The following is a 17,133-nucleotide window of genomic DNA, read 5'->3' as shown; positions in this document are numbered from 1 at the left end:
TCAACTAGAAAATTAAAGTAATGAACATCTAAATATACATCGAGTTCACGTTATTAAGTTACTCCTCCCATTCTGTATGAAAAATACCCTCACGATCTAGTCGCTCATAGGTATGTGATCCAAAGAAGTCGCGTTGTCCTTGTATCAAATTAAGAGGAAGTCTAGATGAGGTATATGCATCAAAATACGTAAGGGAGTTAGATAATCCAGGTAAAGGGATGCCATTTGTAGCACCAAAAGCAACAAGCGCTCTCGCCGAAGCTACCGTTCCTTTTATTTTTTCAATAAAAGAAGGAGATAACAGTAAATTAGTTAAACTTGGATTTTCTTGGAAAGCCTCCGTTATATCTGCCAGTAATCTCGCTCTTATAATACATCCTGCACGCCATATTTTTGCAATTTCAGCAATATTAAGACCATATCCATATTCTTTAGAAGCATCAGATAATTGATGTAAACCTTGTGCATAGGTTACAATAAATGAGAAGTATAAAGCTTCTTCCGTAAGTGTACTCAGTTTGTCTTTTGCAATCGTAGCAACTTCTGGTCGGTCATATACATGATCTGCTTGAATACGCTCTTCTTTAAGCGCAGAGATTTCTCGCATACTCACCGCAATATCTATAGAAGGAACAGGGATCCCAAGATCCATGGCGTTTTGAGAAGTCCACTTTCCAGTACCTTTTTGTTTTGCTTTATCTAGTATTTGATCTATAAGATCACCCTCTGTAAGCGTGTCTTTTCTAGCGACTATTTTAGAAGTAATCTCAACTAGGAAAGATTGCAAACGCCCATCATTCCATGTTTTAAATGTCGTATGAAGTTCTTCATTAGAAAACTTGCCTGCTTTTTTTAGAATATCATACATCTCAGAAGTGAGTTGCATCAAACCATATTCAATACCATTATGCACCATTTTTACATAGTTTCCAGCAGATTTTGGTCCTAAATAAGCTACGCAAGGCTCTCCATTATATTTAGCAGATACAGCTTCAAAAATTGGTTGTACAGCAGCATATCCCGCTTTAGATCCTCCAGGCATGATGCTTGGTCCTTTGCGCGCTCCTTTTGCTCCGCCTGATACTCCTGCTCCAAAAAAATGGATACCTTTTTCAGCAAGGTATGCCTCTCTTCGGTCGGTGTCGGTAAAAAAAGAGTTCCCACCATCTATGATAATGTCTCCTTTGTCTAGGTGTGGTAAAAGCGAGTCTATGACGATGTCTACAACTTTTCCAGCAGGAACAAGTAGCATAATTTTGCGTGGTGATGATAACGCTTTCGCGAAAGCGGAAACAGCTACAACCGCATTTACTCGATCTGTATCGCCGCCTTCATCTATGAGTGCTTTCACCTTTTCTGTATCCAGGTCATTACCCATTGCAGTAAAACCATTATCTGCTACATTTAAAATAAAGTTGCGTCCCATCACGCCTAAGCCTACGAGGCCAAAATCATATACATTCTCCATAAAATAATACATTATAAGGGGCCTATTGTTTCCACCTATATGTGTGACAAAAGTAACAGAAATAATCTGTTTTTTTTGATAGATTACAAGGAAGTATATGAAGAAGCAGTATATAATTTTCTATTTTTGCGACAAATGAAAATTACTCCTTATGCCAAAAACTGAAAACCAATTATTAGTCATTTTTGGCGCGTCCGGCGACCTTACTGCTCGTAAACTTGTTCCTGCTCTCTATAAATTATATAAAGATGACCACTTACCAGAGCATTTTGTGGTACTAGGGGTTGCTCGTAGTTTTATGACAGATGAGCAGTTTAGAAATCGCGTAGCATTAGAAAGTAAATATCTAGACGATAGTGAAGCATTTATTGAAGCGTTTTCAGAAAAATTGTTTTATGAAGATTTGCATAAAAAATATGACGTAAGTTATAGAGAACTTAATGAACGCATACAAAACCTCAATACCGTATATCAGTGTAATAACAATTTTATTTTTTATCTATCTACACCGCCTAGTCTTTTTGAAGCAATAGCAAAAAACCTCACAGCAGAAGGACTTAATGATGAACGTTTGGGATGGAAACGATTAATTGTAGAAAAACCTTTTGGATATAGTCTAGATACTGCCAAAGCTCTTAATGAAGGTTTGCATAGGTATTTCAAAGAATCTCAGATTTACAGAATAGATCATTACTTAGGGAAAGAAACAGTTCAGAATATATTAGTCACACGATTTGCAAATAGCGTTTTTGAACCGCTATGGAATCGTGATTATATAGATCATATAGAAATTACAAATGCAGAGAGTGGTGGCGTAGAGTCTCGTGGAGGTTATTATGACAAGAGTGGAGCCTTACGCGATATGTTTCAAAGTCATTTATTACAATTGGTAGCGTTAATTGTTATGGAACCCCCTTTAAGTGCAGATCCAGAAGAGATTCGTAATGAGAAGCTAAAAGCACTAAAATCGCTACGGATGATGACAGATCCAGAAGTCTTGGAGAGAGATACGATACGAGGACAATATTTGAGCTCTATGATTGATGGTGAGCGTGTAAATGGGTATAGAGAAGAGGAAGATGTAGATCCAGATAGTATTACAGAGACCTATGCAGCTGTAAAGTTTTTTGTAGACAACTGGCGTTGGGCAGATGTCCCTTTTTATGTGAGAACAGCAAAACGCATGCCTACAAAGGTGACAGAAGTTGTCATACATTTTAAATCACCACACCATCAGATTTTTAAAAATTCTAACATAAATAAGGATAATAAACTTATTATAAGAATACAGCCAGACGAAGGTATTTTATTAAAGTTTGGTGTGAAAGTACCAGGACAAGGCTTCAAAGTAGAACGTGGTAATCTAGATTTTTACTATTCTGGTTTAGGAGATTCACATATCATGGAAGCCTATGAGCGTTTGTTGCTAGATGCAATGCAAGGAGATGCTACGTTGTATGCACGAGCTGATGAAGTAGAAGCAGCTTGGCGTTTTACAGATCCTATTCTTAATTATTGGAAAAGTCCAAAGGCAAAGGTATATGGTTATTCTGCAGGGGTGTGGGGGCCAGAACACGCAAATGAACTGATAGAAGGTACACATGAATGGAGAAATCCTGGACGAAACCTAGCAGATGATCCTGGATATTGTGTTATAGATTGTTAAGATATGATACGCTTTCTAGGAACAATGCGACGTAGAAGTTGATACTGAGTAAAACCAAAATACAAAAGCATACCACCTAATTACATATAGTGATGAATTTACATACATCAGACACAAAAAAAGGTGTCGCAGAAAATTTTATAACATTTCTAATAGATCTCTCTAAGACAAAAGATACGATCACCATTGCACTTTCTGGAGGAAGTACACCAAAAATTGTTTTTGATGAATTAGCAGAAAAATATCAAGATTTAGATTGGTCAAAGTTTCATTTCTATTGGGGAGATGAGCGCTGTGTGCCTCCTACAGATGGAGATAGTAATTATAAAATGACGGTAGATCACCTCTTGTCTAAGATCAATATACCCTTAGAAAATATACATAGAATTAAAGGTGAAAATGCTCCCAAAGAAGAGGCAGAACGCTATAGTAACGTACTAGAAACTCAATTGGCAATAGAGAATGGAGTGCCTCAATTTGATCTCATCATACTGGGAATGGGAGATGATGGTCATACGGCATCTATATTTCCCCATGAGATTGAATTATGGAATGCTACTCATTGGTGTGAAGTAGCGACACATCCAGATTCTGGACAGAAACGCGTTAGTATTACGGGTGCCATTATCAATAATGCAAAAACGGTTGCTTTCCTTGTGACTGGAGATTCTAAGAAAGAAAAAGTAAAAACAATCTTTAATCATGAAGACAGTTATTTACAATACCCCGCAAGTCTTGTAGCTCCTACATCTAAAGATTTACATTGGTTTTTAGATGCAAGTGCGGCAGCAGGAGTGGAGTAGTATGCTATTCGTTTCATCGGTGAAAAAATAGTTTTATATATACGTACGCTTTCGCGAAATCGAGCTTGCGAGATTCACGACCAGAGGGAGAGCGAAGCGATAAAGCGTATAAAAGTATCTTCTTTTTTTAAATAATTATAAAAGAATACAATCTCATGATCCTTGCTTTTGATACCCATTATTTTGATGACAAAGCAAAAACAGTCGCTGTACAGTTTGAAAATTGGACAGATGAAGTGCCGCATCAAGTATATTCAGAAATTCTCTCGGATATTCAACCGTATGAATCAGGTGAGTTTTATAAAAGAGAACTTCCTTGCATTGTAAGTCTTTTAAAGCAAGTTGATCTCACCTTTATAGATATCATTGTCGTAGATGGATTTGTAGTGCTGGATGATGAAGGTGCGCTAGGTCTTGGAGGCTATTTATACGATGCCTTAGATCAGAAAATTCCTGTAATAGGTGTTGCTAAAAATAACTTTGCAAAGATTGATACCTTAAAAATACCTATACAAAGAGGAGATAGTAAAAAACCATTATACATTACTGCTAAAGGAATTTCATTACAACAAGCGGTTTCTTATATCCAAGACATGCATGGGGAGTTTCGATTTCCTACTTTATTGAAAGAAGTAGATCGGTTAGGAAGGGAATAAAAACTAATGAGAAGCATATAAATATACTTCTCATTAATAATTATAGTTTTATAGATTATCCCATTAGGGTTTCTAGTGGGGTCATCAAATCATCAATAAGGCCATCTCCGTCAGTACATGTTTGCCCATCGCAACAATTTGGATAGGACTCATTACTTCCGTCACAAGTACTTGATACAACACAGTATACTGTGCAACCGTCTAAATTACAGGTATCTGTAATTACTTCGCAATCTCCTTCATCTCCAGAAGTGTCACATTGATTTTCATAACTTCCTCCGAATAGATCATCGTTGAAGCTACATGAAGGTCCGCTAAAAGAGATTCCTTTTATTGTTTTAATAAGATAGATAGTGTTTTTCTGATTCTTTTTGGTTAGATAGTTAATAGCAACCACTTTCTCAATTTTCATTCCTTTAGCATTTAATTTTTCTTTAGCTAAATACCTTTGGTAATCTTTTAAAGAAAGTGGCTTTGCCTTGTTGAGTTTTGCATAATCTGTAAGAATAAAACTTAATGTTTTATTGACTGCTTTTGAATTACTTTTTTGAGAGTTCCCTACAAGAGTAAAAGAAAGAAATAATACAATGGTTAATGTGATGGTTTTCATACGAATTAAATTTATTTTGGTTATTTATCAATAGTCATTCTATTGAATGTGTCAAAATTACATTGAGTTCTAGAAGTAAAATACAGGCAAAAGTCCCTTTTTTCTATATGAATTCATTGATTTTTAGGTATTTATATTTTTGAGATCATATTATTTTATAAAAGAAATACAATACTATACTCTAAGTATACTCTAAGAGAAAAGAGTCACTTTTTACTTATTTTTGCACCCTTAAAAATAAGCGCATGATTGCAGTAGATAATTTAGCCGTAGAGTTTAGTGGAGATACCTTGTTTAGTGAGGTATCCTTTTCTATTAATGAGCAAGATAAAATTGCCTTAATGGGTAAGAATGGTGCAGGGAAATCTACCATGATGAAAATTATTGCTGGGGTTCAAAAACCAACACGTGGAAATGTACGAACTCCCAAAGATGCTGTTATTGCTTATTTGCCTCAGCATTTATTGACAGAAGATGATTGTACCGTTATGGAAGAGGCATCTAAGGCTTTTGCGCATATTTTTGAGATGCGTGATGAGATGGATCGTCTTAATAAAGAACTGGAAACCCGAACCGATTATGAATCTGATGCGTATATGGATATCATTACCAAGGTATCAGATCTTGGCGAGAAGTTTTATGCGATAGAAGATACCAATTATGAGGAGGAAGTAGAAAAAGCGCTTCGTGGTTTAGGTTTTAAGAGAACCGATTTTAAGAGACCTACGAGTGAGTTTAGTGGCGGATGGCGCATGCGTATAGAACTGGCTAAAATCTTACTTCAAAAACCAGATCTTATTTTGCTGGATGAGCCTACCAACCACGTAGATATCGAATCTGTTATTTGGTTGGAAGATTTCTTATTAAATAAAGCAAAAGCAGTGATCGTGATCTCTCATGATAAAACATTTATAGACAATATTACCAACCGTACTATAGAAGTGACGATGGGACGTATTTATGATTACAAGGCAAATTATTCTCATTACTTAGAATTACGCGCAGATCGTCGGGCACATCAGATAAAAGCATATCAAGAGCAACAAAAATTTATTGCAGATAATAGAGCATTTATAGAGCGTTTTAAAGGAACATATTCTAAAACCAATCAAGTGTCCTCTAGAGAGCGTATGCTAGAAAAATTACAAATCATTGAGATTGATGAGATCGATACTTCTTCTTTAAAATTGAGGTTTCCACCCGCAATGCGTTCGGGAGATTATCCTGTAAAAGTTGAGGAGCTAACAAAAATGTATGAGGATCATGTAGTTTTTAAAGATGCTAATATGTCTATCGCTCGAGGCGAAAAAGTATCCTTCGTCGGTCGAAATGGAGAAGGAAAATCTACCATGATAAAAGCCATTATGGGAGAAATAGATTATGAAGGTCATTGCGAACTAGGACATAATGTGAAAGTAGGATACTTTGCTCAGAATCAAGCAGCCTTGCTCGATTCAGAACTTACTGTTTTTCAAACTGTAGATGAAGTAGCAAAAGGAGATGTACGCACGCAAATCAAAAATATTTTAGGGCGTTTTATGTTTGCAGGTGATGATATAGATAAGAAAGTAAGTGTCCTATCTGGAGGAGAAAAGACACGACTTGCTATGGTAAAATTATTACTAGAACCTGTAAATCTTTTGATTCTGGATGAGCCTACAAATCATTTAGATATCAAATCTAAAGATGTCCTCAAAGAAGCATTACAGAATTTTGATGGTACTTTAATTCTTGTGTCGCATGATCGAGACTTCTTACAAGGGCTTTCTAAGAAAGTATTTGAGTTTAAAGAAAAACGAGTGATAGAACACTTTGAAACCATCGATGATTTCTTACAACGTAATCGTATAGAAAATCTTAAGCAAATTGACCTAATGGCCTGAAAGACTGCTTAGATAGCATTGAATCTAAGTTTTTATAAGCATGCATATTCTTGATCTAAGGATAATTTAGTAAATTACCTGATCTAAAAATCGAGATATGGGGAAACAATTACTCTTTTTTATCGGCATAATCTGCTGTTATAATTCATACGCACAGGTTTATTTTGAAAACCAATCCTCATCATTGGGAGCAGATATTCAATTTGAAGGATATATTCTGGGAGCAGGTATTTCTTTTTATGATTATAACGATGATGGTTTAGATGATATCACATTAGCAGCAGCAAATGGAGGCGATCATATCTTTTTAAAAAATGAAGGTGGTTATTTTGTAGCAGATGATTTGGGAATCTCTAATAGTGGAGAACAAGCAAAACAAGTTATTTGGGTAGATTATGATAATGATGGCGATGCAGATTTTTTCTCTGCGAGTGATCAAAGTAAATGCCGTTTGTATCGTAATGATGGTGATGGTGTATATGTAGAGGTAAGTGAAGAAAGTGGTATTCCAGGAACTGTGTATGACTTTTTTGGAGCGTCTTGGGGAGATTATAATAATGATAGTTTCTTAGATGTGTTTTTAAGTATAAGAGACCCTAATCAAATAGATTATAACTTGCTTTATAAAAATAATGGTGATGGTACCTTTACAGATGTAACTGAAGAAGCTGGGTTAGACCTTACAGGTTTCTTATCATTTTGCAGTGCCTTTTTTGATTATGATAAAGATGGTTATCAAGATATATATATAGCTAATGATAAATTTTTTACTCCCAATTTATTATATCGTAATAATGGCGATGGTACTTTTGAAAGTGTAGGAGAAGCTACAGGTGCAGATCTTTATATGGGTGCTATGTCTACAACCATAGATGATTATAATAATGATGGTTGGTTGGATATTTATGTAACTAATTTTTACCCTCCTGAAGATGATACAGGGGTTGTTGGAAATGCTTTTTTACGTAATAATGGCGATGGTACTTTTACTAATGTTGCCGAAGAAAACGGGACTCGATTTGATAGTATAGGATGGGGTGCTGTATTTTTAGATGCAGATAATGATACAGATCATGATTTATATGTAAGTGGAAATATAAGTGACCAGAGTGAATTTCTAGAAGCTGCCTTTTATGAAAATCAAGGAGATGATACATTCTTAATCCCAGATACGGCTGGATTTGTAGGAGATGATGGAAGTAGTTATTCAAACGCATTGGGAGATGTAGATAATGATGGATATCCAGAAATTATTGTTATGAATAATGGTTTTGAAGAAATTTATCTATGGAAAAATGAAACTCCTCAAGATAATAACTGGATAAAAGTTAAATTGGAAGGAACAGAGAGCAATCGTATGGGAATAGGTTCTTGGATTCGAATAGGCGTAAATGGAGAAGAACAATATCATTACACACTTTGTGGGGAAGGGTATTTAGGACAGAATAGCGCGTATGAGTTTTTTGGACTTGGTGACGCAACGACTATAGATTTTATAGAAGTTACTTGGTTAAGTGGACAAGTAGATTATTATGAAAATATAGAGGCTAATGCTTCTTTGACAATCATAGAAGGTGAAGAACTATTAAGTGTAGCAGAAACTACCATTACTAATGATTTTAATGTATTTCCTAATCCAGTAGATGCTAATGGTATTTTATTCTTTAAAAGTAAAAATCCAATAGAAGGAGATCTTACTTTATACGATACCACAGGGAAAGAGGTAGTAAGCTCTTCAATACACGGAGATACGGGACAACTTCAAGTGCACGATGTATCTTCAGGATTCTATATCCTTAAAGTTGAAACTCAAAATAGCATTGAATCTTTAAAAGTAATTATTAAATAAACTAGTTGTTATCTGTTGAATGTACTAAGTAAATTAATTTAATGAAGAGTTCATCGTATCTTGAGTCAAACTAGTTGTCGTTTGAAATTCTATAATGTCAAAATATATACGTTAGTACTTGTATTAAATGCAATTCCTTTTATTATTGCATCAAAGAAATGTTCTGGCGACGGATGTCTTATCAATGTGATAGGTATCTTCTATATGATGTTCTGGATCCTTTCTTATATTCCATTTTTATTTGTAGCCATAAAAAGATGGAATTTTAGTATTCAGACAGAGCGTGTTTTATTTTTCTTGCCTACAGGTATAGCTACAAGTATATATCTTTTTTTCAATCTCTATTTTCCAGAGTTAGATGCTAAAATGGGAGCGTTAATTATTATACCCAACCTCATATTACAGCTACTATTCTATCTAACTTATCTTAAAAAAATACGTTTAAAAATAGAAAACCCTTAACAGTTTTAAGAGTTAAATGGCTTTTCAGGATTACGTAAATACGGTTGATCCTCAGTGCTTGTAGGAATGGCATTCTCAATCTTTCCTTTGGTAGGGAATAGAGAAATAAATAGTAAAAATACTAATGCTAAAATTGCTAAAAAGAAGCTATTGTTAGTCTCGGAATATGTAAATACACATAAAAAACCAATCGCTTCAAGAGGAGCTACTTTTATGAGATGACTCGTTTGATTTACGCCAAGTTTTTTTTGTAGTGTATCTTTACTGTCTAGTTTGTTGAGCATTGATTTACTTAAGAATTGACCTAAAATAATAGCTGCTATAAATCCTACTGGGATAAGGAGTTCTTTAGGTTGTTGTGTAAATGAGAATGTTCCTAACTCTTCAGTACCTATACCGCTTATTATAATAGTAGTCATGGCAAGACCAGCCATCAAGGCTATATGGATAATAGTAATTGTTTTTATAAAAGCATTATAATTGGCTCCAGCTTGTTGTTGTGACATAAAATATTATTTAAAACGTTTTTCCCCATCATTAATCTCAATCCAATACCCATCTGGATCCTGAATATATATTTGCTCTATAGTATCCGGTCGAATAGAGACAGCTCCTTTTTTACCTGGCCAATCATAGTATGGAATATCTAAGGCATTTAAATGATTAATAAAAATAGATAAGTTAGCTGTGGTTAATGCTAGATGTACACCTTTAGGGATTTGTAAGTTAAGCTCTTCTACACTTATAATATGAAGTTCTTGTTGATCTCCTAATCGAAACCATTTGATATGGTCTAGTTGTGTACCGTTATAAATCTCTTTAATTCCAAATACAGATTGGTAATAATCTACACTGCGTTGTAAATCAGTAACGTTAATGGCATAGTGATCAATAGAAAATTTCATAGCACTATTTTTTTCTTGCCCATAAGTTGTAACTGTACAGCTTATGAGCAAGATGAAAAGATATATTTTATTCATTTATTTTTTAATAAATTTTTGAACCGAATTCCCAATAGAAACAAAGTATACACCTGAATTTAGACTAGATACATTTATTGTTTGTGTACCTACGGTTTGCATGGATTGTGCAATCACTTGTCTTCCTAATAAGTCATATACATAAATTGTATTTTCTTGTATCTCAGAAGTGGTTGTAAAGTTAATTTGTGTTGTAGCTGGATTTGGGAAGATACTGGAAACACCTGAAGTATTCACAACATCTTCAAGTCCTAATAGACCTTCTCCTTCTGCAATAGTAATCGTGATATTGCTATCTATATCTTCAATAATATCTTCTATTCCAGATGGCCATGTTATCGTAATTGTTTCAATATCTGTAGCAGCACCCAATCCAAAGTGTGTAATCAATGAGTTTTGAGTTCCGTAGCTTTCACCAGCACGTACTTCACGTATTTGTGATCCCCAACTTCCTTCTATTTCTATACGGGCTCCAATTCCGTTACTATTACTTTCATCACCTTGTAATGCTATTTTAATCCAGTTATTATCATTTCCGTCGTTTAGAAAGAGTTGATCATCCGTATTAGATGGGTTATTGAAACCACTAGCATACCCAGTAACTACATCTATAAATCCATCGTTATTAAGATCACCCACAGCGGCACTTTGAATCTCGTCATTACTGTCTGAAAATGCATTAGAAACTGACGTAAAGGTTTTGTCTCCGTCATTTAATAGTAGGAGATGATTTTGATCTGTAGAGGTTAAGAATATATCAATAAATGTATCATTGTTAAAGTCTTCCATCATCACTTGAATACCAAGTCCTAATGCGCTAAGCTGAGCAGATACACCAGAACTTGCTGTAATATCTGTAAAGGTACCATCTCCATTATTTTCATAAATCTGACTACTCAGACCATGATTAACCATCACTGCATCAAGATCACCATCATTATCAATATCTTCAAAATTTGTAGACCACGTTTGTCTTCTAGGACGTAAACCAGCTTCTTCAGCAACTTCTGTAAAGTTGTTTGATCCATCATTTTGATATAATAAATTTAAACGACGTGGGTCATCAGGATTTCCTGCTGCTTGTAATCTACATTTAGAAATAAATACATCTAAATCGCCATCATTATCATAATCTGTCCATATAGAACCATAATTTCCTGAATTGTCAGAATCACCTGCGGTTACTGCATTAATCAAATCAAGATTATAGGTAAAATCGCCACTTCCATCATTTTCATAGGGAGAAGAAATACCATCATCATGACATGCAAAATAATCAATAGCCCCATCGTTATTAATATCTGCAAAATTGGTGTTTTGCACAAAAATAGCTGGACCTCCAAGCGTAGTTAATGAGAAGTCTGTACCATCATCATTTGCGGTAAGAAGACGTAATCCATCATAGGAGCCACCAACAATAATATCATTAAAACCATTTTCGTCTACATCGGCAATAGAGATTCCCCATGGACTTGCCACATTTCCAATCTGTAATCGATTAAAACTTCCATCAGGTTGTTGGTATTCTATTTGAAGATTGATACCGTTGTCTAATCTAATAATATCATCAAGTCTATCATTATTCATATCAACCACAGCCATGGCAACGCCACTAGAAAGCGTTTGGTTTTCAAGAAGATTGGTAGCATCCGTAAAGGTTACTTGCGCTTTCGCGAAAGCGGACACCAAAATAATTGCCGCCAGAGAATATAATTTTCTTTTCATTGCGTATAGGATTTAAGTATAGTTTATTTAATTTTTAGTTTCCGTTGATTGGTGGAGGTCCTGGAGGTACAATAGCTTCATAAACAGCATCGCCTTTGCGCTCTTTATATTCGTCTTTTACGTTTTGTAAAAGTTCAGGGTTTTCAAAAAGATCCAGCATGGTCATTCCCATAGCTTTACTTGCGTATACCATTCCTTTATGACCTATAGACATTCCGCCACAGGCTACCACGGCCCATGAGTGCCAAGGGGTATCTTTAGGGGCTGTAGTAACTCCTAAATTGATATTAGGTACATTCCAGCTTACATCTCCTACATCTGTACTTCCGCCGCCTGGATGTTCTTTTGTAGCTTCAAGAGGATTGATATTACTATCCATACCAACTTGCGGTTTTCCAGTGACTTCCTGTATCTTTTTTCCAAAAGCTTCTTCTTCTGGAGTATATGTAATAGGGCCTAGTAATTCTAGGTTTCTCTGCATAGCCTCACCACCAGTTCTATTGACAAGCACTTCATAAATTCCAGAAATGAGCGAAACTTTATAATCTACATTTGCCATAATTGCAGCTCCTTCAGCCATTTTTTGAACACGTTCATATACAGGCATCATTCCTTCTCTCTTGGTATCGCGTACACGCATCCATAATCTAGCGTAATCAGGAACTACGTTTACAACCTGACCACCATCTTGGATATGATAATGCATACGTACGGTTGGTTTTACATGCTCCCTGTAGTAATTAATTCCTGTTGTATAAATTTCTAGAGCATCAGAAGCACTGCGACCATTCCAAGGATCGGCGCTGGCGTGTGCTGCTTGCCCATAAAATTCAATTTTAAAATCAACAAGTGCTAGCGAACTTTGTACATCGGCTTTGGTAGCAGCAGAAGGGTGCCAAGAAACATTAGCATCTACACCGTCCCAAACCCCTTCGCGAACCATCCATATTTTTCCGAAGAATTTTTCTTCAGATGGGGTTCCCATAAATTTAACGGTTCCTTTTATTTTCCCAGCTTCAATAAGCTCTTTAATGGCAATAGCAGCACCAAGACTTCCCGCACCAAATAAATTATGTCCACAGCCATGTCCTGCAGCACCTTCATTTAATGCTTCTTTGGTTGGTTTTGCTTTTTGCGAGATTCCAGGTAAGGCATCAAATTCTCCTAAAACACTTATTACAGGGCTTCCAGAACCATAGGTAGCTACAAAAGCAGTAGGCATTCCTGCGACACCTCTTTCTACTTTGAATCCTTGTTTCTCAGCATAATCTGCTAGGATTTTGCTAGACTGTGTTTCTTCAAAAGCTGTCTCGGCAAGTGCCCAGATATTATCAGAGATTTCAATAAGTGCTTGTTGGTGTTTTTCAACAGAAGCAATGATGGCTTTTTTGTTTTTTGATAGTTTCTGTGCAGAGACTCCAAAAGAAATGAGGAGCGCACACATAGCGAGGTAAAAGTGTTTCATAAGAAGCTTGAGTTAATGGTGGCTTCTAAGATAAGGAAAAGCTAGGAGTAATTGGTCAATTCTTTAATTTCACTATACGTTTATCTGTTTAAAGACTACTCTTGAATAACTACCTGTTCATAAAGAAATAACTATCTATTTTTTATAAAGCTTAAGTTCTTTAACCAGTTCATGATTGAATGATGTTTATAGTCAATGTGATGGTCAGTTAGAAAGTTTTTGAGTTGGGTTAAATCATCTTGTTGTAATTCAATAATTTCTTCAAACAGTGGTGTCGCTTTTATCGTATACTGTTTTCTATCTCTTCCTGAGATTTTTATAACATTAATATCTGATACTAAAAATTCAGAACGAATATCATTTTTAATGATTATGACCTTTTCATTTTCAAAAGAGATGTTTCCTATCCTTGTGAAAAGGGCATTGTTTAACATATAAAGTATAAAAGACAAAAGAACAACACTAATCAAAATAATAGTTGTTGTTTTATTTTTAGGTAGTATTGAAGCGCCATATAAATCGATATATAGTATAGAAAAACCTATTCCAGTAATCCACTTATAATATGGAGCAAAAGGTTTAAGATTTTCAAAATAAGCCGGTTGTATAATATCAAATGTCATATAAATATGCTACGCGATTATAATTGCAATCATAACAGTTGTATATAATTAGTGAGTGTTACAGATAAAATGTTACAAAGGCATAAAGAATAACTGTTTCTATTATTTAGGAATCATCAAATCGGCTTCACTTAATGTATATGTTAATTCAGGATATATAAAATCGTTATTTCTATTTTCTTGCCCTCTTAAGATAAAAAACTCGTGTCGTTGATCCTCATCTGCTAGTGTTAATGGGGTTCCATTTGAAAAGTATGGAACATCATCTTTAAATTGAACATATGTTTTCGAAGTTCTAAAAGTAGTTCCTAACCATTTGTTATCTTTTTCTAATGGTTTTTTGCCTTTGACTTGCTCTAGTATAATCTTATGTTGGAACTTGGTATTAGTAGCTACTGAAAATAATATCACCGAATTATGAGTCAATAAGAATTCAGATACTGCTTTAGTTTCTTTATTGATAATTTTAAGTTTCCTAATGTTTTGTTCAGATAGTTCCTCTGGATGCTCATAACAAGAAAAAAGCCCGATATATGAGTTAGGATTCAGATCTAGTGATTGATCTGAATGATATCCCATTTTAGTATACTGATGATCATACACTTCAATCAATGCATTATTGAAGTCTAATGAGGGAATATGGTTTAATGCCTCATTTTGAATTACTGTATTTATATGTGTTATTACATTATGATGAATAGGAGAGAAGTTGTGTGCTGGAACAGTATATTTGGTAGTTGTTCTTACTATTGGAACTCCTTGGTCACTTACCTGAACCAAATGATTCCCTATTCTCCCTTTACCTACGTTTTCAAAATGAGTGGTATCTTTTAATTTTTGAAAAATATTGGTTTCCAGGGGAAGCGTAATTTTATAAAAGCCAATGTCATTCATTATTTTCTATATTAATAGATAGGTTTCTTATAATCTCCTGAATTCATACTAAAATGAACGTTGCCATACTTGACTCTTTTCTCTGTTTTATTTTCCTCATAATAGGATTCTCGTAAAGTATCCATAGTTTCCTGAGTCATTTCCTCTAGTTTTATTAATTCCCCTTGTTCTTTGATATAGGTTTGATCATTTTCATAAACAGCTTCTAGATTTGAGCAACGTACTACATATCCCATCCTGACAGGTATTTTATCTATATTTAGAACTGACGGTCTAATTTCATGAGTATACAATCTATTTGTAGAAAGTGGAATTAAAAATGCAGAATTAGGATATAGAGTAACACTGAATTCTTTTTCCAGAGAATCATCATCAACGGTATTTTTTAATTTAAATAGTAATCGTGTTAATCCACTTGTTTGTTTATAACACCAATCATACGGATCTGTTTTGGAAGGTTGTAAATGCTCAAAATTAGCAGTGTCATAAAAAGTACAAAACGCAATAAGTCCTTCTTTAGGCATATCTTTTGTTTTATCAGAATGCGCTTTGATTTTTGCTTTAACTTCTTTCTTTTTACCGTCCGTTTTTTTCTTGTTTAGGTATATTTGAGCAAGTACGTGATTTAATTTTGTTTCTTGTTCAAAGTCATGCGTGACAGCATTGTTTAATAATCCTACTATGTGATGATCTGTATCTCTGAAATTATCGGTAGGCCCTGTCAAATTACTAGAGCATCTCAATAAGTGAAAATGTAACGACTCCTCTTTATCTTTTGATACCTCAGCTAGATAGATCCCTTTTCGTAAAGCTGTTGATTGCTTGTTAGACTCTGTAAGTTCTTGAAAATCGTGTTCAGATTTTATGGCATTGAAGTAATCACTATCACCAAATAAGTGCCTATAATACACACCTGCATTATGAATAATAATTGGAACTTGACCTAAAGTGATTAATTGATAACTTTCTGTATCGAAATTTTCATAATTATAAGAGAGTTCTTGAATGATATGTATATGGTTTCCTTCATTAGTATACTTGTTGATGTCTCCACATACATAAAGTCTTGCATGGTCTAAGGAAGTTTGAATTTCTGAGAAACTTTGCACAATAATTCCACAAAAGTTTTCGGTTAAGTACTGAAGATTGCCAGTTTGATCTTTAGTATCCGATAAGATCAAAAGAATATTTTTGTCTTTTGAAATGTTATTTTCAGTATTCATATTTTATAATCCTTTTATGGTTTCTTGCTAATTATAAAATCGCCAGCAGTTATAGTTGGATGATCTTTCCATTCGATCCAGTTTTTACGATCATCAGACTCGCAATCATTCATAATCCTATAATCAGAATATCCGGTTTCCAAATTTGGAAGTTCGATGATGTCATATCTGTTTAAACTCTTTATGTCTAACTCAGATAATTTTTGAAGCCAACATATTGCATTTTTAAGTTCAGCTAGTCTTTTATGATTTACTTCTATATTTTCATTCTTTTTTAACTCTTCAATAGAAACTTCCTTTTGACTTATTAATGTTTGAATGGTATATTCCATGATTTATAAACTCCTTTTTTATTTTTTAGTGGTTTTTGGCTTTAAGCCAGAAACATAATCTAGACTCCTTTGTAAGTACTCAGCTAATTGCTCAGTTTTTTCTAATAAGTCATTAGGGATCTCAACATATTCTTTCATCACCCGGCCATGTTGTTCCATTAATTGACTATTGAAGTTTTGTAGGAATTCATCTCTATCTTCTGCAGAAAGCCGTAATCCCATCGTGCCTCCTTTAGATAAAAAAGAAAACATATGGCCATTTATAGAAGTATAAGGTGTTGTTTTTCCTTTTCTTTCTATAGTAGGATGATCTCCAATGAGGTTATCATAGAGTTCCAGTCTTTCTATTGGGATTTCAATTTTTGATTTGCTCATGGATTTACTTTTCTAATATGCTATAATCGGTCTTTGTATATGTTTTTAGCCTTAATTATTTTTTTAGAAGTAAGAATTCTCAAATTATTAACTTCTATCACGCTTTTCATAGAATACGT

Annotated in this window: 17 protein-coding genes; 6 read left to right on the top strand and 11 right to left on the bottom strand. The window is 34.5% G+C overall.

Translation table 11 applies throughout. From position 1 onward, the window contains the following. Positions 1-58 precede the first annotated feature (58 nt). Complete coding sequence (gene gndA, locus CHB80_RS21345) at positions 59-1,468, bottom strand: NADP-dependent phosphogluconate dehydrogenase (protein ID WP_089373554.1); 1,410 nt, start codon at positions 1,466-1,468, stop codon at positions 59-61. A 151-nt stretch (positions 1,469-1,619) separates the two neighbouring features. Here gndA and zwf point away from each other — a divergent pair, with 151 nt between their 5' ends. The 3 genes from zwf to CHB80_RS21330 all read left to right on the top strand — a co-directional run bounded on the left by zwf (position 1,620) and on the right by CHB80_RS21330 (position 4,593). Further along, on the top strand, positions 1,620-3,134 hold the full coding sequence (gene zwf, locus CHB80_RS21340; RefSeq protein WP_089373553.1) for a glucose-6-phosphate dehydrogenase: 1,515 nt from the start codon (positions 1,620-1,622) through the stop codon (positions 3,132-3,134). Positions 3,135-3,226: 92 nt separating this feature from the next. After that, entirely contained in the window at positions 3,227-3,937 is a 711-nt protein-coding gene (gene pgl, locus CHB80_RS21335) for a 6-phosphogluconolactonase (protein ID WP_089373552.1), read from the top strand. Between the two features lie 155 nt (positions 3,938-4,092). Next, positions 4,093-4,593 (top strand): endonuclease V, encoded by a 501-nt coding sequence (locus tag CHB80_RS21330; protein WP_089373551.1) that lies wholly within the window; start codon positions 4,093-4,095, stop codon positions 4,591-4,593. A gap of 55 nt (positions 4,594-4,648) precedes the next feature. Here the strand turns inward: CHB80_RS21330 and CHB80_RS21325 are convergent, their stop codons facing one another. Beyond that, on the bottom strand, positions 4,649-5,203 hold the full coding sequence (locus CHB80_RS21325; protein WP_089373550.1) for a hypothetical protein: 555 nt from the start codon (positions 5,201-5,203) through the stop codon (positions 4,649-4,651). Positions 5,204-5,448: 245 nt separating this feature from the next. Here CHB80_RS21325 and CHB80_RS21320 point away from each other — a divergent pair, with 245 nt between their 5' ends. From CHB80_RS21320 to CHB80_RS21310, 3 genes are all read left to right on the top strand, one after another. Further along, positions 5,449-7,086 (top strand): ABC-F family ATP-binding cassette domain-containing protein, encoded by a 1,638-nt coding sequence (locus CHB80_RS21320; protein WP_089373549.1) that lies wholly within the window; start codon positions 5,449-5,451, stop codon positions 7,084-7,086. Between the two features lie 97 nt (positions 7,087-7,183). Next, a complete protein-coding gene (locus CHB80_RS21315) occupies positions 7,184-8,935 on the top strand; it encodes an FG-GAP-like repeat-containing protein (RefSeq protein ID WP_089373548.1) in 1,752 nt (583 codons plus the stop codon). A gap of 81 nt (positions 8,936-9,016) precedes the next feature. After that, on the top strand, positions 9,017-9,397 hold the full coding sequence (locus CHB80_RS21310) for a hypothetical protein (protein ID WP_089373547.1): 381 nt from the start codon (positions 9,017-9,019) through the stop codon (positions 9,395-9,397). Positions 9,398-9,402: 5 nt separating this feature from the next. Here CHB80_RS21310 and CHB80_RS21305 read toward each other — a convergent pair whose 3' ends face one another. The 9 genes from CHB80_RS21305 to CHB80_RS21265 form a co-directional block, all read right to left on the bottom strand. After that, positions 9,403-9,903 carry a hypothetical protein gene (locus CHB80_RS21305; protein WP_089373546.1) on the bottom strand — a complete coding sequence of 167 codons (501 nt, stop codon included), beginning with the start codon at positions 9,901-9,903 and terminating at the stop codon, positions 9,403-9,405. A gap of 6 nt (positions 9,904-9,909) precedes the next feature. Then, complete coding sequence (locus CHB80_RS21300; RefSeq protein ID WP_179218234.1) at positions 9,910-10,302, bottom strand: VOC family protein; 393 nt, start codon at positions 10,300-10,302, stop codon at positions 9,910-9,912. A 75-nt stretch (positions 10,303-10,377) separates the two neighbouring features. Next, a complete protein-coding gene (locus CHB80_RS21295; RefSeq protein ID WP_089373544.1) occupies positions 10,378-12,102 on the bottom strand; it encodes an FG-GAP-like repeat-containing protein in 1,725 nt (574 codons plus the stop codon). A 34-nt stretch (positions 12,103-12,136) separates the two neighbouring features. Then, positions 12,137-13,567, bottom strand: coding sequence for an amidohydrolase (locus CHB80_RS21290; protein ID WP_089373543.1), 1,431 nt, complete (start codon positions 13,565-13,567; stop codon positions 12,137-12,139). Between the two features lie 131 nt (positions 13,568-13,698). Next, the gene (locus CHB80_RS21285; RefSeq protein ID WP_089373542.1) at positions 13,699-14,190 is read right to left on the bottom strand and encodes a hypothetical protein; all 492 of its coding nucleotides are present in this window, start codon (positions 14,188-14,190) and stop codon (positions 13,699-13,701) included. A 102-nt stretch (positions 14,191-14,292) separates the two neighbouring features. After that, positions 14,293-15,084 (bottom strand): alpha-ketoglutarate-dependent dioxygenase AlkB, encoded by a 792-nt coding sequence (locus CHB80_RS21280; RefSeq protein WP_089373541.1) that lies wholly within the window; start codon positions 15,082-15,084, stop codon positions 14,293-14,295. Between the two features lie 11 nt (positions 15,085-15,095). Beyond that, positions 15,096-16,307 carry a hypothetical protein gene (locus tag CHB80_RS21275; RefSeq protein WP_089373540.1) on the bottom strand — a complete coding sequence of 404 codons (1,212 nt, stop codon included), beginning with the start codon at positions 16,305-16,307 and terminating at the stop codon, positions 15,096-15,098. 14 nt (positions 16,308-16,321) lie between these two features. Beyond that, positions 16,322-16,639: a hypothetical protein gene (locus tag CHB80_RS21270; protein ID WP_089373539.1), complete on the bottom strand. Its 318-nt coding sequence runs from the start codon at positions 16,637-16,639 to the stop codon at positions 16,322-16,324. An 18-nt stretch (positions 16,640-16,657) separates the two neighbouring features. Further along, positions 16,658-17,014: a TfoX/Sxy family protein gene (locus CHB80_RS21265; protein WP_089373538.1), complete on the bottom strand. Its 357-nt coding sequence runs from the start codon at positions 17,012-17,014 to the stop codon at positions 16,658-16,660. Positions 17,015-17,133 lie beyond the last annotated feature (119 nt).

It is taken from the genome of Dokdonia pacifica, from assembly GCF_900188275.1.
GTDB lineage: Bacteria > Bacteroidota > Bacteroidia > Flavobacteriales > Flavobacteriaceae > Dokdonia > Dokdonia pacifica.
The sequence above is the reverse complement of the archived record's forward strand: the minus strand, read 5'-3'. Positions and strand labels throughout refer to the sequence as shown.